Origin of the sequence: Oceanibium sediminis (assembly GCF_003265325.1) — a bacterium.
Lineage (GTDB): Bacteria > Pseudomonadota > Alphaproteobacteria > Rhodobacterales > Rhodobacteraceae > Halovulum > Halovulum sediminis.
The window spans coordinates 56,333-77,427 of the sequence record NZ_QGNX01000003.1 but is presented as its reverse complement, the minus strand read 5'-3'; the positions used below and the strand labels follow the sequence as shown (position 1 = coordinate 77,427).

Here is a 21,095-nt window from a genome sequence, read left to right as displayed (position 1 = left end):
GCGTGACAAAAGCGGCGCGGCGGGCGCGGGGGCCACGGCATTCCCCTGGCAAGCGGGTCAGTCATTTTCCAGGCAACCCGCCTCTGCCAGCGCGTCGGTCACCCAGTCGTTGGAGAAGACCCCGCGGCGCACGTCGGCAACGTATTTCTCCATCCGCTCCTTGTTCTGCCGCTGACGCTCCAGCAGCTCGGCAGCGTATTCATGGCGCACGACGACGACGCCATCGGTGTCCGCGACGACGATATCGCCGGGATTGACCACGACCCCGCCGCAACTGACGGCGTAGTTGATCTCCCCCGGGCCACGGTGCAGCGGGCCCAGCGGCGTCACCCCGCGGGCATAGACCGGCAGGTCGATTTCCTTCATGTCGTCCTGGTCGCGGATCAGCCCGTCGATCACGAAACCCGCGATCCCGCGATGCTTCGCCTTGGCCGAGACGAGGTCACCCATCACCGCGTGGCTGTCGTTGCCGCAGCAATCCACCACCACTACATCGCCGGGCTTCGCTATATCCAGCACGCGATGCACCATCAGGTTGTCGCCCGGATACACCTTTACCGTGCATGCGGGTCCCACCAGCCGCTGGTTGTTGATCAGGTTCCGAATGTTCGACCCCATCGTGTACATCCGGTTCAGCATGTCCGAGATATCGGCGGAACAGAACTCCCTGAGCCCGTCCACGACATCGGGATCCGGCCGCGGGGCCGTGCGCCTGATCATGAAACCCGGACCCGGCGAAATATCGGCTGACTTCGGCTTTTGACCCATCGGAACCCCTCACACAATTACAACGCCGTCCGAGGGCAAAGAACAAACTACATCGGAATCCGGCGCTTACCCAAAGTTGACGATAACACGGGAATCAGAATCCCGCTAAGTTGAAATTGCCCTACAGAGGTGTCGAGCATCATTGACCAAATACCCGTTGTATGATCTTCGCGCATGATAACAAATCGATTCGCGCAATCCTGATCACATCTAATATTTCCGAGGCCGATTATTGTGCGCGAATGGCTGAATTCTACTTCCTGAATATGTTAGGGACCGGGCGCCTGCCGGGTCCGCCCCGAAACCCTTGCAGACAACCTGAGCACGAAGGCAAGTATTCGCCGCGCGCGCCCGCGCAGCGGCGCTCGCCACAACCCTGCCCGGCACATCAGCGCCAAGGCTTTGGTTTGCGGCGCAAGAAAACGGCAACGGGCACGTCGAGACTCGAGCGCTGGGGATCAAGGGAACAGCGCCGAAACCCGTACTAGGAAAGAATCACAATAAATGTGTTATTTTGAATGTGTTAGGCGGCGCCCCCGCCCGTTTTCACCGGATTCCGCCCCGATTTTCCGGACCGGCCCGGCGAGTCATCAAACCACCCCCGGCAAACAAGGCAATGTTAACGTTTGAAAACGCTGAAGTATTTGATACTCAAATTGGAATGTAAAAAACCCTTTGTGATATTTGTATCATTGATTGGGAATAAAGTTTCCGAATCCAGCCGATTTGCAGTATGTTGTTTTTGTTTTGTTCTGTGTAGGAGTGTAGAGAATGGTGGCCCATTCCAGAGTGTTACCCGGCTCATCGATGGCGAACGACATCGTCGGCGGGTATATGCAATTGTTCTCGGATCTTCTGACAAAAATCCGCCCCGAGGAGATTGATCTCGCGGCAAATGCGCTGCGTCACACGCGGGATAACGGGGGGCTGGTCTACATCGCAGGGAACGGCGGCAGCGCGTCGACTGCCACACATCTTGCGAATGACCTTGCCAAGGCAACGAAATCTTCGGGAATGCCGCCGATCAAGGCGCTGTCGCTCAGCGACAACGTCTCCTGGTTGACGGCCCTGGGAAACGACGAAGGGTACGAGCGGATCTTTGCGGGGCAGATGGAAAACTTCCTCGGCCCCGATGACATGCTGATCGTGATTTCCGCCAGCGGCAATTCGGGCAACCTTGTCCAGGCGGTGGAAATGGCCAAGGCGCAGGGGGTGACGACCTTGGGCATCACCGGTTTCACTGGCGGCAAGCTGCGCGAACTGGTGGACCTGAGCATCTGGCTGCCGTCCCCCTCGGGGGCGTATGGCCCGGTTGAAACCGCGCATTCGCTGGTTGTCGACCTGATCAAGGAATGCCTGATGGCCGACCGACCCACGGTGCGCTCGACGTCATGACCCGACTTCAAAGACCGCGTCAGGCGGTCATTCTGGCAGGCGGGCGCGGCACGCGCCTTCAGCCTGTTACTTTGACGCGCCCGAAGCCGATGGTGGAATTCCACGGCAAACCGTTCCTCGAATACATCGTGGAGATGCTTCGCGATCAGGGGTTTGAACGGGTGCTGATGCTGCTCGGCTACCTGCCAGAGGTCATCATGGACCACTTCGGCGACGGCTCGGCCCTGGGGGTGGAGATCAGCTATGACGTGACCGACCCCGACGACCTGACCGCCTATCGCGTGCAGCACGCCGCCGCTCGGATCGAGGACACTTTCCTGCTGATGTATTGCGACAATTACTGGCCGATGGATTTCGATCGGATGTGGTCGCAGTTCGAAGCCTCCGGCGCGGAGGGGCAGGTCACGATCTATGCCAACCGGGACAAGTTCTCCAAGGACAGCGTGATCGTGAAGGACGGGATGGTCAGCGTCTTTGACCGCGGCCGCACCACGCCGGGGCTTGAAGGGATCGAGATTTCATACGCGATCCTGCGAAAGGACGTCGTGCTGCCCCTTCTGCCCGACCACCAGGAGCTGTTCGAGCAGGCCGTGTACCCTGCGCTGGCCGAGCGCGGCACGCTTGGCGCTTACTGGTCCGAGCATCGCTATTACAGCGTCGGCAACCTTGAGCGTCTGCCGATCACCGACACCTTCTTCGCCCGCCAACCCACGATCCTTCTTGACCGGGACGGCACCATCAACGCCAAGGCCCCGCGCGGCGAATACGTGACCAGCCCCGAGGCGCTGGACTACCTGCCCGGCGCGCTGGAGGCGATGGGCAAGCTGGGCGCTGCGGGCTACCGGATCATCGTGATCTCGAACCAGGCCGGGATCGGGCGCGGCGTGATGACCGAAGGACAGCTGGCCGCGATCCACGCAAAGCTAAAGGCCGATGCCGCCGCCGCCGGGGGCCCGATCGAGGCGATCTATCACTGCCCGCATCACTGGGACGACGACTGCGCCTGCCGCAAGCCGAAGGCGGGCATGTTCCACGACGCGCAGCGGGATCACCACCTGGACCTCAGCCACACCCTGTTCATCGGCGACGACCCCCGCGATGCCGAGGCAGCCGCCGCCGCCGGCACCCCGTTCGAGCAGGTGACGCCCACGCGCTCGCTTCTCGACATCGTCAATACACTTCCCCGCATAAATGGTTCAGGAGACTATCGTGAGTGATCCCCACCGCATCCTGCTGACAGGACACAAAGGCTATATCGGGTCCGTCATGGCGCCGATCCTGGTGAACGCAGGCCATGACGTCGTTGGATATGACACCGGCTACTTTTCCGACTGCACCCTGGTGCCGGACGGCACGACACTGCCGGAACTGCAAAAGGACATTCGCGACGTGGCCCCGGCCGACCTGAAAGGCTTCGATACGGTCATTCACCTGGCGGCGCTGTCGAACGATCCCATCGGCAACATCGACGAGGGCTGGACCACCGACATCAACCACGACGCCACCGTCCGCCTGGCCGAACTGGCCCGCGAGGCGGGCGTCGGGCGGTTCCTCTTTTCCTCCTCCTGCATCATGTACGGCATGTCCGATGGCGGCGTGGTGGACGAGACGTCGCCGCTCGATCCGCAGACAGAGTACGCCCGCTCGAAAGTGAAATCCGAGGCGGAGCTGACCACGATGGCGAGCGACAGCTTCTCGCCCGTCTATATCCGCAACGGCACCATCTACGGCGTGTCGCCGCGGATGCGCTTTGACACCGTGCTCAACAACCTTGTCGGCGCTGCCTATACCTCGGGCACGGTCAAGGTGCTGTCGGACGGCAAACCATGGCGCCCCGTCCTACACGTGGAGGATGTCTGCCGCTCGTTCATGAACATCATGGACGCCCCGCGCCAGGACATTCACAACCAGGCGTTCAACAACGGCGCGGACCACCTGAACCACCAGGTGATCGAGCTGGCGCAAATGGCGGTGGACGCGGTGCCCGGCGCCACGCTGGAGGTGCTGAACGAGCCCAGCGCCGATCAGCGCACCTACAAGGCCTCTTTCGCGAAGTTCGCCCGCACCTTCCCGGACTTCGAATGGAAATGGACGGCGCGCACCGGCGCGCAGGACCTGTCGGACACCTTCGAAAAGGTGGGTCTGACCGCCGAACAGTACAGCGGCAAGCATTTCACGCGCCTGAAATGGCTGAACCATCTGCTGGACGAAAACAAACTCGACCGCAACCTGAGGTGGACCTGACCCATGCCCTCGATCAATCAATCCATGCCGATCCAAAAACCCAACATCTCCGGCGTGAAGATCGTGCCGAAGAAGCAGATCGTCGATGAGCGCGGCAAGATCATGCACATGCTCAAAGCCACCGACGAGGAGTTCATCGAATTCGGAGAGATCTATTTCTCCACCGCGTGGCCAGGGGCGGTGAAGGCCTGGCACATCCACCAATGGATGACTGTGAACAACGTCGTGCTGTCGGGCCTCGCGAAGCTGGTGATGTACGACATCCGCCCCGGCAGCCCCACGAAGGGCAACCTGCTTGAGGTGTTCCTCGGCGATGACAACCACGTGCTGGTGCAGATCCCGCCGGGCATCGCCAACGGCTACAAGGCGTACGGCGACAAGCAGGTGATCCTGGCCAACTGCGCCACCCACCCGCACGACCCTGACGAAATGCTGCGCAAGCCGCCCTTCACCGACGAAATCCCCTATGACTGGGGGTTGCAGCATGGATAACGGCAACGTCGACCTGTCCGGCGGCGACATGATCGTCACGCGCACGCCGCTGCGCGTGGGCTTTTTCGGCGGCGGTACGGACCTGGGCGTGTTCTACCGCAATACGCCGGGCGCGGTGCTGTCGGCCACGATCAACCGCTACGTCTATGTCACCGTGAAGCGCCACAGCGAGTTGTTCTTCGAGCCGATCCGCATCAACTACTCGATCTCGGAACAGGTGAACACGATCGACGAGATCAAGAACAACATCGCGCGCGAATGCCTGAAGTTCCTGAACGTGGATGCGCCGATCTACATCTCGACCGTGGGGGACGTCCCCGCCTCGACCGGGCTGGGCGGATCCAGTTCCTTCGCGGTGGGGTTGCTGAACGCACTGCACGCCTACAAGGGGGAGCGCGCCTCGCCGGGGCAGCTGGCGGACGAGGCCTGCCATATCGAGATCGAGGTCCTGGGCGAGCCCATCGGCAAGCAGGACCAGTACGCGGCCGCCTTCGGGGGCATGAACCTGTTCACCTTCAAGCCGGACGAAGGGGTGACGGTCGAACACCTGACCGTCGACGGCACCGGGACCATGCGCGAGTTCTTCGACAGCATGCTGATGTTCTGGACCGGCCACCAGCGCGACACCTCGGCCGTGCTGAGCGAGCAGAGCAAGAACACCGCCAGCAAGATGGACCAGCTGAGTGCGATGCGCGACCAGGCGCTGGACATCCACCGCGGCTTTGCCGAAGGCGCGATGAACGTCGCCGATTGCGGCGCGATGCTGGACACCGCCTGGCACCTGAAACGCGGGCTGGCGAGCACCATCACCAATTCCGGGATCGACCAGGCCTACAAGGCCGGGCGTGACGCGGGCGCTTACGGCGGCAAGCTGTGCGGCGCGGGCGCGGGCGGCTTCCTGATGTTCCTCGCCCCGCCCGAGCGCCATGACGCGGTGCGCAACGCCCTGTCCAGACTGATCGAGATGCGCGTGAACTTCGAGCCGCAAGGCTCCCGCGTGTTGTCCAGTTTCGGCCCCTGAGCGGCAAAGGAGCAGCCCCATGAAGTTCACACCGCTGCCCCTGGAAGGCGCCTACCTGGTCGAGCAGGAACGGATCGCCGACGACCGCGGCTACAACGCCCGCGTCTGGTGCGCGCGCGAATTCCGCGAAGCCGGACTGCCCACCGACCTGGCGCAGGTCAACGTCATTGCGAACAAGACCAGGGGCACCCTGCGCGGCCTGCATTTCCAGCACAAACCGTTCGAGGAAACGAAGCTGTTCCGCGTCACGCGCGGCGCGATGTACGACGTGATCGTCGACCTGCGCCCCGCCTCGCCCACCTTCCTGCAATGGACCAGCGTGGAGCTGCGCGCCGATACCGGCACGATGCTGTTCGTCCCCGCCTGTTTCGGCCAGGGGTTCCAGACGTTGGAGGACGATACCGAGCTGACCTACCAGGTCAGCGCCCCCTACTCGCCCGATCACGGCGACGGCTTCCGCCATGACGACCCGCTGTTCGCCATCGACTGGCCGATGCCGCCGACGGTGATCTCGGAAAAAGACGCCAGTTGGCCCGACTTCAACCCGGAGGTTCTGAAATGATCATCGTGGATACCGCCCTCAAGCGCCGGGAAGCCGAGGGAACCCCGATCCGCGTCGGCATGATCGGCGCGGGCGCTATGGGCCGTGCCATCGCCTACCAGATCGAGCGCTGCACACCGGGCATGACCGTGGTCGCCATCGCAAACCGCAGCATCGAAAACGCCCGCAAGGCGTTTGCGGATGCCGGCGTGACAAAGGTGCTCGAAGTCGATACCCCCGAAGGCATGGCCGCCGCCATGGCCGAGGGCGCGGCGGCGATCACCACCGACCCCGCCCTGGTCTGCGCCAGCGAGGGCGTGGACGTGGTGCATGAGGTCACCGGCTCGATCGACTACGCGGCCCGCGTGATCCTGGACGCCATCGCCCATGGCAAGATGATCGTCACCATGAACGCAGAGGTGCAGGGCACCATCGGCCCGGTGCTGAAGAAACGCGCCGATGCCGCCGGGGTGCTGATTACCGACAGCGACGGCGACCAGCCCGGGGTGATGATGAACCTCTACCGCTTCGTTGAGGGGCTGGGCGTGAAACCCGTCTGCCTCGGCAACATGAAGGGGCTGCACGACGCCTACCGCAACCCGACCACGCAGCAGGATTTTTCGCGCCGCACGGGGATCACGCCGCATATGGCGACCTCTTTCGCGGATGGCACCAAGATGTCGTTCGAGATGACGCTGGTCGCCAACGCCACCGGCCTGCGCGCGGGCAAACGCGGGCTCTACGGCCCCTATTGCGACCATGTGAACGACGCGGTCGGCCACTACCCGGCGGACCAGATGAAGGACATGGGCATCGTCGACTACATCGTCGGGGCCGAACCCGCGCCCGGTGTCTTTTGCATCGGGCACGAGGAACGGGAGATGCAGACCCACTGGCTCAGCCTCTACAAGCTGGGGGACGGGCCGTTCTATACCTTTTACACGCCCTATCACCTGTGCCACCTGGAAGCGCCGACGACCGTGGCGCGCGCGGCCCTGTTCAACGACGCGACCTGCGCGCCGGATGCGGGCCATGTGGTCGACGTGATCGCCGTGGCCAAGCAGGACCTGAATGCCGGGGATACGCTGGACGGGATCGGCTGGTACATGACCTACGGCGTTTGCGAGAATGCGGACACCGTCAAGGCGGAAGGGCTGCTGCCCATGGGCCTGGCCGAGGGGTGCCGCCTGAAACGCGACGTGCCCAAGGACAGGGCCCTGACCTACGACGATATCGAACTGCCGCCCGACCGGCTGGCCGATCAGTTGCGCCGCGAACAGATGGGCTGAGCCAGCCCCGGGCGCGCGAAACAAGGGATGAACAGGATGCCAGAGACACCGAAAATCGTCCCCGTCATCATGTGCGGGGGCAGCGGCACGCGGCTGTGGCCCACGTCGCGCAAATCCTACCCCAAGCAATTCGCCAGCCTGATCGGCAAGGGCAGCCTGCTGGAACAGACGTTGCAGCGCTTCGACAAGCCCGGTTTCGCCCCGCCGCTGGTGATCACCAGCGAACCCTTCCGCTTCATCGTCACCGCGCTGACGGAAAGCATGGGGCTGAAGGACCCGCTCGTCATCGTGGAGCCCGCCGCGCGCAACACCGCGCCCGCGGCCCTTGCGGCGGCGTTCCGCATCATGGAGCAGGACCCGAACGCGCTGATGCTGCTCGCGCCGTCCGATCACCTGATCCGGGACACTGCGGCGTTTCATGTCGCCGTCGCGCGGGGCATCGCGGCAGCACAGGACGGCAGGATCGTGACCTTCGGGGTAACCCCTGCCAGGGCCGAAACAGGGTACGGCTACCTGGAACTGTCCGGCACCGACACGGGCGGCCCCCCGCTGCCCGTCAAGCGTTTCGTCGAGAAACCCGACCGCGCCGCGGCCGAGGCGATGCTGGCCGATGGCGCCTACCTCTGGAATTCCGGCATGTTCCTTGCGCGGGCCGAAACCCTGATCGAAGCCTTCAGCACCCATGCCCCCGAGTATATCGAACCGGTCAGCCGCGCGGTCTACGAAGCGGCGCCGGACCTCGACTTCATCCGCCTCGCCGCCGATCCCTGGTCCGAGGTGCCCGCAAAGTCCATCGACTACGCGATCATGGAGCGCGCCGACAACATCGTCGCCTGCGCCCTGTCCGCCGGCTGGGCCGACCTCGGCAGTTGGGACGCGGTCTGGCAGGAATCCGAGCGGAACGCGGACGGCGTCGCCACGGGCGGGCCGGTGACCGCGATCGGCTGCAGGAACAGCCTGCTGCGCTCGGAATCCGACGAGCTGGAGCTTGTGGCGCTGGGGCTGGAGAACATAATCGCCATCGCGATGAAAGACGCGGTGCTGATCGCGGACCGCACCCGCGGCCAGGACGTGAAAGAGGTGGTCACCCGCCTGAAACAGCGCGGCGCGCCGCAGGCCGAACAGCTGCCGCGCGACTACCGCCCCTGGGGCTGGTACGAAAGCCTGGTGGTGGGCGATCGCTTCCAGGTCAAGCGCATCGTGGTCGATCCCGGCGCGACGCTGTCGCTGCAAAGCCACGTGCACCGCTCGGAACACTGGATCGTGGTGCAGGGCACCGCGAAGGTCACCATCGACGACGACGTGCGCCTCGTGGGCGAGAACCAGTCCGCCTACATCCCCCTTGGCGCGGTGCACCGGATGGAAAACCCCGGCAAGGTCCCCCTGGTCCTGATCGAGGTGCAAACCGGCACCTACCTCGGTGAGGATGACATCACCCGCTACGAGGACAAGTACCAGCGCCTCTAGACCGGGACGCGGGGCCCCCCTGCCGGGCTGACCCTGACCGTCGCGCGCGGGGCGGCGGCCGGATTTTTTTACTTTCCTGCTTTCTTTTTGGATAAATTGCTTGCAACAATATAATCTTGGCGGCGCCGCAGATGGCGCCCGCCCGATCAAATCGGGACAAGACCGGAACCAACCGGCCACATGACACAGGACTGCCCAGGGAGGGGAAAAATCATGAAAAAGTTAACGGTAACATTTGCCGGCTCGCTCATCGCCTTTGCGGCCAGCGCAACCATGGCGCATGCCGACAAGCTGACACTCTATTGCAGCGCGCAGGAGGACTGGTGCCAGCTGATGGCGCGCAGCTTCGAGGACGCGACCGGGATCGACGTGAACATGACGCGCAAATCCTCGGGCGAGACCTTCGCCCAGGTCCGCGCCGAATCCGCGAACCCGCGGGGCGACGTGTGGTGGGGCGGCACCGGCGATCCGCATCTTCAGGCGGCCGAGGAAGGGCTGACGGCGGAATATATCTCGCCCATGCGCGAGCAGCTGCACGACTGGGCGATTTCCCAGGCCGAAAGCGCGGGCAACCGCACCATCGGCATCTATTCCGGCGCACTCGGCTACGGCTACAACACCGAGCTGCTCGAAGCGAACGGCCTGCCAGAGCCGAGCTGCTGGAAGGACCTGCTGAAGCCCGAGTTCAAGGGCCACGTGCAGATGGCGAACCCGAACTCCTCGGGCACCGCCTACACGACGCTGGCCTCCATGGTACAGATCTTCGGCGAGGATGAAGGCTTCGAGTTCATGAAGGGCCTTCACGCCAACATCAACCAGTACACCAAGTCCGGCTCTGCCCCGATCAAGGCGGCGGGACGCGGCGAGAACACCGTCGGCATCGTCTTCATGCATGACGCGGTGGCGCAGGCGGTGGCCGGCTTCCCGATCAAGGTCGTGGCCCCCTGCGAAGGCACGGGCTACGAGATCGGCTCCATGTCGATCATCGACGGCGCGCGCAACATGGACGAGGCAAAGCAGTTCTATGACTGGGCGCTGAGCACCGATGCGCAGAACCTGGCGCTTCAGGTCAACGCCTTCCAGGTGCCGTCCAACAAGGGCGCGGAAACCTCGCCCTCGGCGCCGGACATGAGCACGATCAAGCTGATCGACTACGACTTCAAGAAGTACGGCTCGTCCGACGAGCGCAAGCGCCTGCTGCAGAAGTGGGACGAAGAAGTCTCGGTCCTGCCTCAGTAAGTGCGTAACGACTCTGCAAAAACGACCCACCCGGTACTGATCTTCTGGATCGTTGCCGGGTGGCTCGGTTACTGTGTTCTGCCCTGGTACGGGGTGGAAGACGGCCTCTTTTCCTTTGTCTGGCTGCTCGAGGGATACCCCTTCGACGAGGATTTCGCCCCCGCCGCCTTCCTGATCGGCCAGGGAGAAAAACTCTGGCTCGCCCCGCTGCTGATCCCGCTGGCGTTGCCGCTTTTCGCCCTTGGGCGCGTCAAGTCGGACCCGCGCTATGCGCAACTGCTGATCCTGTCCGGGGTGCTCGGCTTCGGCTGGCTGATCGCGCAGGGCTTCGGCATCGGTATTCGCGGCTTCTCCTACGAGTGGCTGGAGGCGCTGTTCGGCGAACTCGGGGACCGGCAGTACGGCATGGGCTACGGCGCCATGATCGCGGCGGCGGCCTTCCTGTTCCTGCTGACCCAGGGCATCGCGGCGCGCGGCGCGGTCAACGGCGACGTGTTCGTCGTCAGCGCCATCGGCGGCATCATCGTGATCGTCACCGCCTTCGTCTTCTTTCCCATCGCCAAGATGCTGTTCGCCGCCTTCGTCACCGAGGACGGCGCCTATTCGATTTCCGTCTTCGCCGCGAAATTCTTCGACGACCGGCTCTGGGGGCTGGGCTGCTTCTTCGGCGCGCGCTGCGGCGCGGCCTGGAACTCGCTGTTCCTCGCCGTTCTGGTCGGGCTGATCACCACCGTGCTGGGACTGGCCTTCGCGCTGGTCGTGACGCGCTCGGGCTTCCGCTTCAAGCGGGGGATGCGGGCGCTGACGGTGCTGCCGATCATCACCCCGCCCTTCGTGATCGGGCTGGCGCTGATCCTGCTGTTCGGGTTGTCGGGCTCGGTCACCGTGTTTTTCGCCGACATGTTCGGCGTGCAGCCGACCCGCTGGCTGTACGGGATGCCCGGTATTCTGATCGCCCAGACGCTTGCCTTCACGCCGATTGCCTTCCTCGTCCTGATCGGCGTGGTCGAGGGCGTCTCGCCTTCGATGGAGGAGGCCGCGCAGACCCTTCGCGCGAACCGCTGGCAGACCTTCCGCACGGTTTCCCTACCGCTGATGCGGCCCGGGCTGGCGAACGCCTTCCTGCTGGGCTTCATCGAGAGCATGGCCGATTTCGGCAACCCGCTGGTGCTGGGCGGCAACTTCGATGTGCTGTCGACCGAGATCTTCTTCGCCATCGTCGGCGCGCAATACGATCAGGGGCGCGCCGCGGTCCTGGCCATGGTGCTGCTGTTCTTCACCCTTTCCGCCTTCTACGCGCAGCGCGCGTGGCTCGGCAAGAAAAGCTACACCACCGTGTCGGGCAAGGGCGATTCCGGGGTGCATCCGCTGATGCCCGCGGGCCTTGCCATCCCGGTGCTGGCCATCGCCATCGGCTGGGCGCTGTTCACGGCGGTCGTCTATGGCATGATCATCTACGGCAGCATCGTGGAGCTGTGGGGCGTCGACAACTCGCTGACGCTGAAGCACTACGTCACCGCCTTTTCCTTCCGCCTGGAGGACGAGGGCATTCGCTGGACTGGCGCCGCCTGGGACAGTTTCTGGACGACGATCACCATCGCCGCCATTGCCGCGCCGCTGACAGCGGCGGTGGGGCTGGTCACTGCCTACCTTCTGACGCGCCAGAACTTCGCGGGCAAGAACAGCTTCGAGTTCGGCACCATGCTCAGCTTTGCCATTCCCGGCACGGTGATCGGGGTCAGCTACATCCTGGCCTTCAACGTTCCCCCGATCGAGATCACGGGAACGGGCATCATCCTGGTGGTCAGCTTCATCTTCCGCAACATGCCCGTGGGCGTGCGGGCGGGCATCGCCTCGATGAGCCAGCTGGACAAGTCGCTCGACGAATCCTCGCTGACGCTTGGGGCGAACTCCTGGCAAACGTTCCGCAACGTGATCCTGCCATTGCTGCGCCCGGCCATCCTTGCGGCGCTGGTCTACAGCTTCGTGCGGGCGATGACCGCCATTTCCGCAGTGATCTTCCTTGTCTCGGCGGAATACGACATGGCCACCAGCTACATCATCGGCCGGGTCGAGAATAACGACTACGGCCTCGCCATCGCCTACTCCACCACGCTCATCTTCGTGATGCTCGTCGCGGTGGGGATGCTGCAACTGCTCGTCGGGCGGGTGCAGATCGGGCGTAGGACGCAACTCGGAACGGAGACATCCAAATGAGCGAAAAACTCCTCGGCAGCAAGGCCGCGCCGGTCCGCTTCGAAGGCGTCTCGAAGGTCTATGGCAAACACGTGGTCGCGGTCGACAAGATCGACCTTCACGTCGAAGCGGGCAAGCTGGTGACGCTGCTCGGCCCGTCGGGCTGCGGCAAGACGACGACCCTCAGGATGATCGCGGGGCTGGAAATGGCCACTACGGGCCGCATTCTGATCGGGGATCGGGACGTGACCACGCTGCCGGCGACGGATCGGGACGTGTCCATGGTCTTTCAGTCCTATGCGCTGTTTCCGCACATGAGCGTGCTGGAAAACGTGATGTACGGGCTGAAATTCTCCGGTTTCGACAAGGCGGAGGCCCGCGCCCGCGCCATCCAGGGGTTGGAGCTGGTGGGGCTAAAGGGCTACAATGATCGTCTGCCGAGCGAGCTTTCGGGCGGCCAGCAGCAACGCGTCGCCGTGGCGCGCGCGCTGGCGCTCGAACCGCAAGTGCTGTTGTTCGACGAGCCGCTGTCCAACCTCGACGCGAAGCTGCGCCGCCAGGTGCGCGAGGATATCCGCGCCATCCAGCAGGACCTGGGGCTGACGGTGGTCTACGTGACCCACGACCAGGAAGAGGCGCTTGCCGTCTCGGACGAGATCGTGGTGATGCGCAACGCCTCCATCGCGCAGATCGGCTCGCCGCGTTCGCTTTATGACGAGCCGGTCGATACCTTCGTGGCCGACTTCATCGGAGAGGCGAACCTGATCCCCTGCCAGATCACCAGCGTGGAGGGCGACACCGCCACAATCGAGATCGAGGGCCACAGCCACAGCCTGCCGTCGCGCGGGCTGGCGGTCGGCCCGGCGATCCTGGCGGTGCGCCCCTCGCGGCTTGTCATCAGCGAGGATCACGGCGCCCCGGCCCGCGTCGCCAAGGCGACCTATGTCGGGGTCCGGATGGAATATACGCTGGAGGGCGGCTTCGGGCAGGTGTTCGCCGTGCAGGACGATGTGGACACCCCGCTCGAGGTCGGCAGCGACGTCCGCCTTGCCTTCGCAAAGAATGGGCCCGTGCTTCTGCCCGTGGAATAGGGCCTTGCGTGGCGGGGCCCTGCGCCCCGCCCGCAGCTTCAGTCGACGCCCGGCCAGGCCGCGTCGGCGATGCGCTTCAACTCGTCGAACACCGATCCCGCGCCGACGACGACGCGCCCGCCGCGCTGGATCATGCGATCCGCGTCCTGCACTTCGACCCCGCCGCCGGCTTCCTCGACCAGCAGCTGGCCTGCAAGGCAATCCCAGGCGTTCATGTGCTCCTCCAGGTAGCCGAGCAGCCGCCCCGCCGCGACATAGGCGATGGACAGCGCGCCCGAGGCGTTCCGGTGGAACATCGCCCCGGACCGGACGACCGCATCCAGCACCGGCAGGACATTTTCCGCCTCGACCCGGTTGGAATAGCCCACACCGACCGAGCCGCTTTGCAGCGGCAGATCTGCAACCCTGATCGGCTGCCCGTTCAGCGCCGCCCCGCCACCCCGCGTCGCGGTGAAGGTTTCCCCATGGATCGGATCGTGGATCACCCCGATCACCGTCTTGCCGTCCAGCACGCCCGCAAGCACGACGGTCCAGGCCGGGATTGCGTTGACGAAATTGGTCGTCCCGTCGATGGGGTCGATCACCCAGGTGAAGCCGGATCGGCCCGCCACCGAGGCATGTTCTTCGCCCACGATGGCATCATCGGGCCAGCGTTGCGCAAGCGCTTGGCGCACGGCCAGTTCGACGGTCGTGTCGGCCTCGCTCACCCAGTCCTGCTGGCCCTTGCTTTCGACGTGCAGGCTGGCGGGGTCACGGAAGTGGTCCATGGCGACCTGTCCCGCCGATCGGGCGATCTCGGTAGCGCTTGAGGCGCGGGCGGCAATATCCATCGGGGCTCCTTCCTGTTGATGCGGGGCGTCCGCGCCAGCCCGGATCAGGCCGGCGCGGGGCTCACTCCGACGCGAGGCGGCTTTGCAGCAGAACGCCCGCCTCGCTGAGCAGGGGATAGGCGATCATCGCGAAACTGGTGTTCACTTCTTTCAACGAGCGCAGCACGTCCAGGTGCACGCCGCTGGTTTCGATCGACTCCATCAGCCCCTGTTTCAGCCGGTACAGGTGACGCTGTTCAAGCTTCTGCGCCATTTCGCGGATCTTCACCTTCTGCTCGACCAGGCTGCGCGCCAGGGCCGGATCCTCGTTCATCAGGACGGAGATCCCCAGCTGGACGTTGCGCAGGACCGCGTCATGCAGGTCCGACAGGTCGCGCCAGCCATCTTCGGAGAATTTCAGGTTCTCGTGGTGCATCCGGGACGCATGGCCGGCGATCTTGCGCGCGATCATGTCCGCCGCCGCTTCGAGGTTGCTGGCGATGCCCGCCAGCTCGAAAGCGCGGGTGCCAATCTCGTCCTCGTCCTTCTTGCCGTGCACGCCGGCAAGGTAGATGCGCAGGTCCAGCGCCATCCGCGCGACTTCCGCGTGGTCCCGGCGAATGGCCTGTGCCGTCGGCTCGTCATACCGCTCGAACAGGCCAAGGACATTGCGCTGCATGGTCTCCAAATGGCCGCCGATCTGTACCAACTCGCGGGTCGCGCAGGAAAACGCCCGGCGCGGATGGGCCTGCGCCTCGGGGTCCAGCGCCGATGGCAGGGCGGTGCCGGACGCGGCGGCAGGCGCGTCGGGAAGCACCAGCGTCATGGCGCGGAAGATCAGCCCGATCAGCGGCAGCCCAAGCACGACGAGCACCGCGTTGAACGCCAGGTGCAGGTTCAGCGCCTGCTGCCCCGGCGCCGCCCCAAGGTAGGCGGCGAACTGCGGAAAGACCGAGATCGCGTACAGGATCGCCGCCGCCCCACCGCCACGCAGGACAAGGTTCGCCCAGACCGCGCGCCGCACCGCGATGCCCGACTTCAGCGTCAGCACCACCGCGATGATCGAGCCGCCAAGGTTGGCGCCCAGCACCATCGCGAAGGCCGCTTCGACCGGCATTACGCCCTGGCTGGCCATGGTGACGAACAGCAGGATCGCCGCAACGCTGGAATGCACGACCCATGTGAACAAGGCCGCCACGAGGAAGGCGGAAAGCGGCTCTTCGGCAAGGAAGATCATGACCGCTTCCGTGCTCGGGCTGGCCACCAGCGGCTGGCTGGCCGCGCGGATGAGGTCGAGCGAGATGAACAGCAGCGACAGGCCGACCAGGATCCGCCCGACCTGGCGCAGCTGCCGCCGCTCGCTTTGCAGGAAGATCACGACACCCGAGACCAGCAACAGCGGGGACAGCACCGATATCGGCGAATTCAGGATCTGCGCGACGATGGCCGAGCCAAGGTCCGCCCCCAGCAGGATCGCCAGTCCAGACACGCCCCCGATCGTCCCCGAGGAGACGAAACCGGCCATCAGCACCGCGACCGCGGTGGAGCTTTGCATCAGGATCGCCGCCAGCGAGCCGGACAGCGCCGCCGTGGTCCTGTGCGCGGTCGAGCGGCGCAGCCAGACCCGCAGGTGGCCGCCGAAAGCGCGCTCGAAACCGGTTCGCACCAGCCTTACGGCCCAGATCAGAAGTGCCGCACCCGCGGCGAGGTCAAGAAGAATGAAAACAGGATTGCCCAAAGTTTCTACAAGTGTCCCATGGTCTGGATGACTTGGCCGTCACCACGATTGCGTATCGCGCCCGTCGTACAGTTTCGAATGGCGTTCGCGCACTATCGAACATGCCGACACCTTATGGAAGCCCGGATGAGAGCGCCTTGATCTTGTTGCCCATTTCATCACAGCTTTCCGCGATGCCGTTTCCGGTGCCCGATAGCGGACTGTAGGGCCGTTTTTCCCGCCGGCTTCAAAACCACCGCCTGCGCGCCACGGGGCCTCAGCCTGCAAGGGCCGCGACCCGCTGCGGGGTGACCACGTGGTGATCCGGCCCGAGGAGCTCGTGAACGAAATAGTGGTCCTGCACCGGCGCGGGCCGGATCGGCATCGCACCGAACGGCAGGTCCGACACGCATGGCGCGACCATGCTGCCCGCGACGCAGCAGGTAATGGTGCCGCTGGTCGCCTGGTAGGGGCGATGCACATGACCGGCCAGAACGAGCGTCGGGCGCGGCACCGCAGCAAGGATCGATAGGAACGCGTCGCCGCGCTCCATCGAGCAGAAACCGTCGAAAACCTTTTGGCCCAGCAGCAGCGGCGGGTGGTGCATGACGATCACGAGGCGGGACTCCGCCGCGCGCCGCACCTCGGCCCGGACCAGCGCGAGCGCGTCCTCGCCCAGCGCGCCGGTGGTGCACTTGTCGATACAGGTATCGAGCCCCAGGAGCCTGACGTCGCCCAGCTCGACCACGCGGTTGGTTAGATCCCAGTCCGCCAGCCGTTTCGACGTCTGCTGGTAGCTGCGCATCGCCGTCGGCCCGTCATGATTGCCCGGCACCACGAAGACCGGCACCGGCAGGGGCGCGAAAAGCTCTTCGAAGGTGGCGAAACACGCGGGCTCCCCCGCCTCCGTCAGGTCGCCGGAGACGACGATGAAATCGAGGCCGGCGCTGATCTCGGCAAGGTCATCGGCCACGGCTGCTGCAACCCTGCGCGCCGTGGCGGGCGTTGACGCCCCGCCCGGGGCAACGCTGTCAGACAGGTGAAGGTCGGATACATGCGCAAATCTCATCGTCTGCTCCTGTCGGTGCCGGGGCGGCCCCGCCTGTTGGTTTCCGGCACGCGTGATCTGGGCGACGAACTGCCGAGGGACTGTCGCTAAAGAAGTAATGCCAGCCGCGCCGATCGGCAACGGCCTCAGCGATGGGAACGCGCGCCCGCGCCCGGCGAGGTTTTCCCTTGTGCGCGGTGATCGCTGGTGTTTGCTGTCCCGCAAGACGACGCCGCGCCGGGCGGGTGCGGCGGGGCAGTTCCAACCTGTGAGGGGGCCGGTCATGCGGATCCTGCATTTCGGCATCGGCAATTTTCACCGGGCGCACCAGGCGTGGTACACGCAGGACGCCAATCGCCGGACCGGCAGCGTATGGCGCATCACCAGCGTTTCCCTGCGCCACCCGGACCTGCGGGACCGCCTGCGCGGCGTCGGGTTCCGCTATACCCTGCGCATCCTCGGCCCCGATGGGGTGCGCGACACGGCCATGGCGGTGCATGACGATATCCTGTTCGCCCCCGAGGATCCGCAGGCGGTGATCGCCTGCCTTGCCGAGGGCGACACCCGGATCGTCACGGTCACCGTGACCGAGAAGGGCTACTGCCTGACGGGTGCCGGGCTCGATCTGGATCATCCCGACATAAGCGCCGACCTGCGCTCAGGCGCGCCGCGTTCGCTGGTCGGGCTGCTTGCGGCGGGCTTGCGGGCGCGGGCGGCCACGGGCCAGCCGTTGACGGTGATCTCCTGCGACAACCTTCCCGACAATTCCGCCACGCTGAAAGCCGCGATCGAAGCGTTCCTCGCGGCGCAGGGGCACGATATCCTAGCGTACCTGGACAAAAGCGTGCGCTTTGCCAACACGATGGTGGACCGCATCACCCCGGCCACCACGGAGGCCCTGCGCACCACCCTGGCCGAGCCGGAGCCGGTGGCGACCGAGGCCTTCAGCGACTGGGTGATCGAGGACAATTTCGCCACCCCGATCCCCGACTGGGCCGGGTCCGGCGCGACGATCACCGCCGATGTCGCCCCTTATGAGCTGCGCAAGCTGTGGCTGCTGAACGGGGCGCATTCCTTCCTGGCCTACGCCGGGCTGAACGCGGGGCACGCGCTGGTCTCGGACGCGGTGGGCGACCCGGCGCTGGCAAGCGCGATGGGCGACCTGATGCGCGCGGCGGCGGCGGTGCTGCCCGCCGGGCTCAGGCAGGACGCGGAAGACTACATCGCCGCGCTCCTCGCGCGTTTCGCGAACCCGAACATCGAACACCGACTGGCGCAGATCGCGCAGGACGGCAGCCTGAAACTGCCGGTGCGCATCCTGGCCCCGCGCCGGGCGCGGGCTGCCGCGGGGCTGGACACCGCCGCCCATGATCGCGCCATCACCGAATGGGTGCGCTTCCTGCGCGCCGCGCATGTGGCGCAAGCCCCCCTGAACGATCCGAGGGGCGCGGCCCTTGGCGTGGCCGCAGCGCAGGGTGGGGCGCAGGGCGCGCTGTCCGATCTCGCGCTTGGACTGGCGCTGTTGGGCGAAACCGGCGGGGCGGGGCCTAAGGCCGCGCGCTGAGCGCGGTCACGATGCCGCGCAATTCCGCCAGCCCGCGCAGCCGCCCGACAAGCGGATAGCCGGGCTGGCCGCCGCGGGTCAGGTCGTCGGCAAGCTCCTGCCCGTGGTCGGGGCGCATGGGGATGTCGCAGTCCTGCCGCCCCGCAGCGCGGCGGCGGGCCTCCTCCTCCAGCACGGCGGAGATCAGGGCGACCATGTCGGTATGCCCCTCCAGGTGGGCGGCTTCGTGGAACGATCCGGGATGGGTGCCCGACTCGCGCAAGACGTTGCGCAGGTGCAGAAAATGCACCCGATGCCCCATGCGGCGCATCATCCCCGGCAGATCGCAGGCCGGGTTCACGCCGAGCGAACCGCTGCACAGCGTGATGCCGTTCGCCGGGCTGTCCGCCGCGGCCAGAAGTGCTGCGTAGTCCGCCTCGTCCGACACGATGCGCGGCAGGCCAAGCAGCGGAAACGGCGGATCGTCGGGATGACAGCACAGGCGCAGGCCAAGCGCCTCAGCCAGGGGGACCACCTCCTGCAGGAAATCCGAGAGGTTGCGGCGCAGGCGCGCGGCGTCGATCCCGTCGTAACTGGCGAGCAGCGCCTTGAAATCGTCGAACGACAGGTTCTGGTTCGCCCCCGGCAGCCCCATGACGATATTGGCCATCAGCGCCGCCCGGTAGGCATCGCTCATCGCTGCATTGCGCGCACGGGCCTGCTCGACCAGGGCCTCGGGGAAATCCCCGGCCGCGCCGGCGCGTTGCAGAACGCAGATGTCGAAGGCGGCGAAATCGACCAGGTCGAACCGCATGCAACGCGCGCCATTGGGGCGGCGGTGGGTCAGGTCGGTCCGCGTCCAGTCGAGCACCGGCATGAAGTTGTAGCACACCGTCTGCAACCCGGCGCGCGCCAGGTTTTCCAGGCTGTGCTTGTAGTTGGCGATATGCGCGCGCCAGTCGCCATCCTGCTTCTTGATCTCCTCGGACACCGGCAGGCTTTCCACCACTTCCCATTGCAGGCTGGAGGGCGTGCCATCGCTGCGCATGGCGACTACGCCCTGGCGCTTGCGGATCTCCTCCATGCTCCAGACCGCGCCGTTGGGGACATGGTGCAGCGCGGTGACGATACCCTCCGCCCCCGCCTGCTCGACGAAGTCGATCGGGACCCTGTCCGTGGGACCGAACCAGCGCCAGACCTGTCTCATGCTTGTGCCTCCGCTATGGTAGGGGGCTGTTGCGCGCGAACAGCCTGGGGCGCGACGTGATCCTCAGGTGGCCGGTGAGCGTCAGGCATTCCAAAGAACCCCGCCGAAGCCGCTGACATCGTACCCGCCGTAACTGCGCGCGCGCGCAGTGAATTCATCGCTTTCGCAGAAGGCGAAGAACTTGCGCAGCTGCGGCTCGAACCAGGCGGCGCGATGGACGAGCAGCGCGAACTGCTCCTCGATAAGCGGCGCGAATTCCAGCCCGTAGGAGCGCGCGACCGATTCAAGCCCGAAGGCGGCGTCCGCGTCGCCCCGGCGGACCGCCTCGACGGCGGCATCCTCGGTGCGCGCGACATCGGCCAGGTCCAGCGCGGCCAGGTCCAACCCCTCGGCTTCGGCGAGTTCGCGAAACAGGGTGTCCGTCCCCGATCCGGGCTGGCGCGGCACGACGCGCCGCCCGGCCAGGTCCGACAGCGCCGACGGGGCCGGCGCACCGGGGCGAAAGACCAGACCGCGCCGCCTTTTCGCGAAGGAAACCAGCGCGGCGTTCTGATCCGCCGCCAGGCGCGACACGATCGGCACGTTCCACGCGCCCGACGGCGCATCGCGGATGTGCAGCCCCGCCGCCACGCCTTCCGCGCGCAGGAAACGCTCCAGCCCGTCGAGCGAGCCGTCGTAGAACGTGGCCAGCCCGCAGCCGGACTGGCGGATCGCCCAGTCGAGAAGCGGGTCGTGGCTGCCCAGCAGGATCGGCGGGCGGGCGCCCTGCGCCTGCGCCCCGCTGCCCCCGGATTTCGAGCGTTCGACCCAGGCGCGGATCTCCGCCGCCGGGAACAGAAGCTTGCCCGTCGCCCGCGAGCAGGGCACCGCCCCCGAAGCGGCAAGGTCATAGACCTTGCGCTCCTTCAGGCGCAGCAGGTCCGCCAGTTCCCTGACGGTCAGGTATTCGTGGTCGGGAAATACGGTATCCGTCATGCGAGCCCTGTGAATCTGCCGGGGCGGCCCGGAAAGGCCACCCCGGAAACCCT

General features: G+C 65.6%; 18 protein-coding genes. 12 read left to right on the top strand and 6 right to left on the bottom strand.

Going from position 1 to position 21,095, the window contains the following annotated elements; translation table 11 throughout:
* Positions 1-57: 57 nt before the first annotated feature.
* The gene (locus DJ029_RS08925; RefSeq protein ID WP_157966324.1) at positions 58-720 is read right to left on the bottom strand and encodes an RraA family protein; all 663 of its coding nucleotides are present in this window, start codon (positions 718-720) and stop codon (positions 58-60) included.
* A gap of 855 nt (positions 721-1,575) precedes the next feature.
* On the opposite strand from DJ029_RS08925, the gene DJ029_RS08920 reads away from it, so the two are divergent.
* From DJ029_RS08920 to DJ029_RS08870, 11 genes are all read left to right on the top strand, one after another.
* Positions 1,576-2,163 carry a D-sedoheptulose-7-phosphate isomerase gene (locus DJ029_RS08920; protein WP_157966323.1) on the top strand — a complete coding sequence of 196 codons (588 nt, stop codon included), beginning with the start codon at positions 1,576-1,578 and terminating at the stop codon, positions 2,161-2,163.
* The gene (locus DJ029_RS08915; protein WP_198671104.1) at positions 2,160-3,380 is read left to right on the top strand and encodes an HAD-IIIA family hydrolase; all 1,221 of its coding nucleotides are present in this window, start codon (positions 2,160-2,162) and stop codon (positions 3,378-3,380) included. The genes DJ029_RS08920 and DJ029_RS08915 overlap by 4 nt, the downstream gene beginning before the upstream one ends.
* Positions 3,373-4,407, top strand: coding sequence for an NAD-dependent epimerase/dehydratase family protein (locus DJ029_RS08910; RefSeq protein WP_112322084.1), 1,035 nt, complete (start codon positions 3,373-3,375; stop codon positions 4,405-4,407). Before DJ029_RS08915 ends, DJ029_RS08910 begins: the two co-directional genes overlap by 8 nt.
* A 3-nt stretch (positions 4,408-4,410) precedes the next feature.
* Entirely contained in the window at positions 4,411-4,899 is a 489-nt protein-coding gene (locus DJ029_RS08905; RefSeq protein ID WP_198671103.1) for a dTDP-4-dehydrorhamnose 3,5-epimerase family protein, read from the top strand.
* Positions 4,892-5,920, top strand: coding sequence for a GHMP family kinase ATP-binding protein (locus tag DJ029_RS08900; protein WP_232823025.1), 1,029 nt, complete (start codon positions 4,892-4,894; stop codon positions 5,918-5,920). The genes DJ029_RS08905 and DJ029_RS08900 overlap by 8 nt, the downstream gene beginning before the upstream one ends.
* A gap of 19 nt (positions 5,921-5,939) precedes the next feature.
* The gene (locus DJ029_RS08895; protein ID WP_112322083.1) at positions 5,940-6,482 is read left to right on the top strand and encodes a dTDP-4-dehydrorhamnose 3,5-epimerase family protein; all 543 of its coding nucleotides are present in this window, start codon (positions 5,940-5,942) and stop codon (positions 6,480-6,482) included.
* Complete coding sequence (locus tag DJ029_RS08890; RefSeq protein WP_112322082.1) at positions 6,479-7,750, top strand: NAD(P)H-dependent oxidoreductase; 1,272 nt, start codon at positions 6,479-6,481, stop codon at positions 7,748-7,750. The genes DJ029_RS08895 and DJ029_RS08890 overlap by 4 nt, the downstream gene beginning before the upstream one ends.
* Before the next feature lie 36 nt (positions 7,751-7,786).
* The gene (locus DJ029_RS08885; protein ID WP_112322081.1) at positions 7,787-9,217 is read left to right on the top strand and encodes a mannose-1-phosphate guanylyltransferase/mannose-6-phosphate isomerase; all 1,431 of its coding nucleotides are present in this window, start codon (positions 7,787-7,789) and stop codon (positions 9,215-9,217) included.
* Between the two features lie 213 nt (positions 9,218-9,430).
* Positions 9,431-10,456 carry an ABC transporter substrate-binding protein gene (locus tag DJ029_RS08880; protein WP_112322080.1) on the top strand — a complete coding sequence of 342 codons (1,026 nt, stop codon included), beginning with the start codon at positions 9,431-9,433 and terminating at the stop codon, positions 10,454-10,456.
* Positions 10,457-12,673, top strand: a complete 2,217-nt coding sequence (locus DJ029_RS08875; protein WP_112322079.1) for an ABC transporter permease — start codon at positions 10,457-10,459, stop codon at positions 12,671-12,673. It abuts the gene before it with no gap.
* The gene (locus tag DJ029_RS08870; protein ID WP_112322078.1) at positions 12,670-13,743 is read left to right on the top strand and encodes an ABC transporter ATP-binding protein; all 1,074 of its coding nucleotides are present in this window, start codon (positions 12,670-12,672) and stop codon (positions 13,741-13,743) included. Before DJ029_RS08875 ends, DJ029_RS08870 begins: the two co-directional genes overlap by 4 nt.
* Positions 13,744-13,781: 38 nt before the next feature.
* On the opposite strand, the gene DJ029_RS08865 is transcribed toward DJ029_RS08870, so the two are convergent.
* The 3 genes from DJ029_RS08865 to DJ029_RS08855 form a co-directional block, all read right to left on the bottom strand.
* Entirely contained in the window at positions 13,782-14,573 is a 792-nt protein-coding gene (locus tag DJ029_RS08865; protein WP_112322077.1) for an inositol monophosphatase family protein, read from the bottom strand.
* Positions 14,574-14,634: 61 nt separating this feature from the next.
* A complete protein-coding gene (locus DJ029_RS08860; RefSeq protein WP_112322076.1) occupies positions 14,635-16,290 on the bottom strand; it encodes a Na/Pi cotransporter family protein in 1,656 nt (551 codons plus the stop codon).
* A gap of 256 nt (positions 16,291-16,546) precedes the next feature.
* Positions 16,547-17,338: a metallophosphoesterase family protein gene (locus tag DJ029_RS08855; protein WP_157966322.1), complete on the bottom strand. Its 792-nt coding sequence runs from the start codon at positions 17,336-17,338 to the stop codon at positions 16,547-16,549.
* 262 nt (positions 17,339-17,600) lie between these two features.
* On the opposite strand from DJ029_RS08855, the gene DJ029_RS08850 reads away from it, so the two are divergent.
* Complete coding sequence (locus DJ029_RS08850) at positions 17,601-18,881, top strand: mannitol dehydrogenase family protein (protein WP_198671102.1); 1,281 nt, start codon at positions 17,601-17,603, stop codon at positions 18,879-18,881.
* On the opposite strand, the gene uxuA is transcribed toward DJ029_RS08850, so the two are convergent.
* Both uxuA and DJ029_RS08840 read right to left on the bottom strand, forming a co-directional pair.
* Positions 18,865-20,067: a mannonate dehydratase gene (gene uxuA, locus DJ029_RS08845; protein ID WP_112322074.1), complete on the bottom strand. Its 1,203-nt coding sequence runs from the start codon at positions 20,065-20,067 to the stop codon at positions 18,865-18,867. The genes DJ029_RS08850 and uxuA overlap by 17 nt on opposite strands.
* 81 nt (positions 20,068-20,148) lie before the next feature.
* Complete coding sequence (locus tag DJ029_RS08840) at positions 20,149-21,042, bottom strand: helix-turn-helix transcriptional regulator (protein ID WP_112322073.1); 894 nt, start codon at positions 21,040-21,042, stop codon at positions 20,149-20,151.
* Between the last annotated feature and the right edge of the window lie 53 nt (positions 21,043-21,095).

Bases quoted from the DNA above. Each gene is read 5' to 3' on its own strand.
- DJ029_RS08925 (WP_157966324.1), bottom strand. From the start codon at position 720: ATGATCAGGCGCACGGCCCCGCGGCCGGATCCCGATGTCGTGGACGGG.
- DJ029_RS08920 (WP_157966323.1), top strand. From the start codon at position 1,576: ATGGCGAACGACATCGTCGGCGGGTATATGCAATTGTTCTCGGATCTT.
- DJ029_RS08915 (WP_198671104.1), top strand. From the start codon at position 2,160: ATGACCCGACTTCAAAGACCGCGTCAGGCGGTCATTCTGGCAGGCGGG.
- DJ029_RS08905 (WP_198671103.1), top strand. From the start codon at position 4,411: ATGCCCTCGATCAATCAATCCATGCCGATCCAAAAACCCAACATCTCC.
- DJ029_RS08900 (WP_232823025.1), top strand. From the start codon at position 4,892: ATGGATAACGGCAACGTCGACCTGTCCGGCGGCGACATGATCGTCACG.
- DJ029_RS08895 (WP_112322083.1), top strand. From the start codon at position 5,940: ATGAAGTTCACACCGCTGCCCCTGGAAGGCGCCTACCTGGTCGAGCAG.
- DJ029_RS08890 (WP_112322082.1), top strand. From the start codon at position 6,479: ATGATCATCGTGGATACCGCCCTCAAGCGCCGGGAAGCCGAGGGAACC.
- DJ029_RS08885 (WP_112322081.1), top strand. From the start codon at position 7,787: ATGCCAGAGACACCGAAAATCGTCCCCGTCATCATGTGCGGGGGCAGC.
- DJ029_RS08880 (WP_112322080.1), top strand. From the start codon at position 9,431: ATGAAAAAGTTAACGGTAACATTTGCCGGCTCGCTCATCGCCTTTGCG.
- DJ029_RS08870 (WP_112322078.1), top strand. From the start codon at position 12,670: ATGAGCGAAAAACTCCTCGGCAGCAAGGCCGCGCCGGTCCGCTTCGAA.
- DJ029_RS08865 (WP_112322077.1), bottom strand. From the start codon at position 14,573: ATGGATATTGCCGCCCGCGCCTCAAGCGCTACCGAGATCGCCCGATCG.
- DJ029_RS08855 (WP_157966322.1), bottom strand. From the start codon at position 17,338: ATGAGATTTGCGCATGTATCCGACCTTCACCTGTCTGACAGCGTTGCC.
- DJ029_RS08850 (WP_198671102.1), top strand. From the start codon at position 17,601: ATGCGGATCCTGCATTTCGGCATCGGCAATTTTCACCGGGCGCACCAG.
- uxuA (WP_112322074.1), bottom strand. From the start codon at position 20,067: ATGAGACAGGTCTGGCGCTGGTTCGGTCCCACGGACAGGGTCCCGATC.
- DJ029_RS08840 (WP_112322073.1), bottom strand. From the start codon at position 21,042: ATGACGGATACCGTATTTCCCGACCACGAATACCTGACCGTCAGGGAA.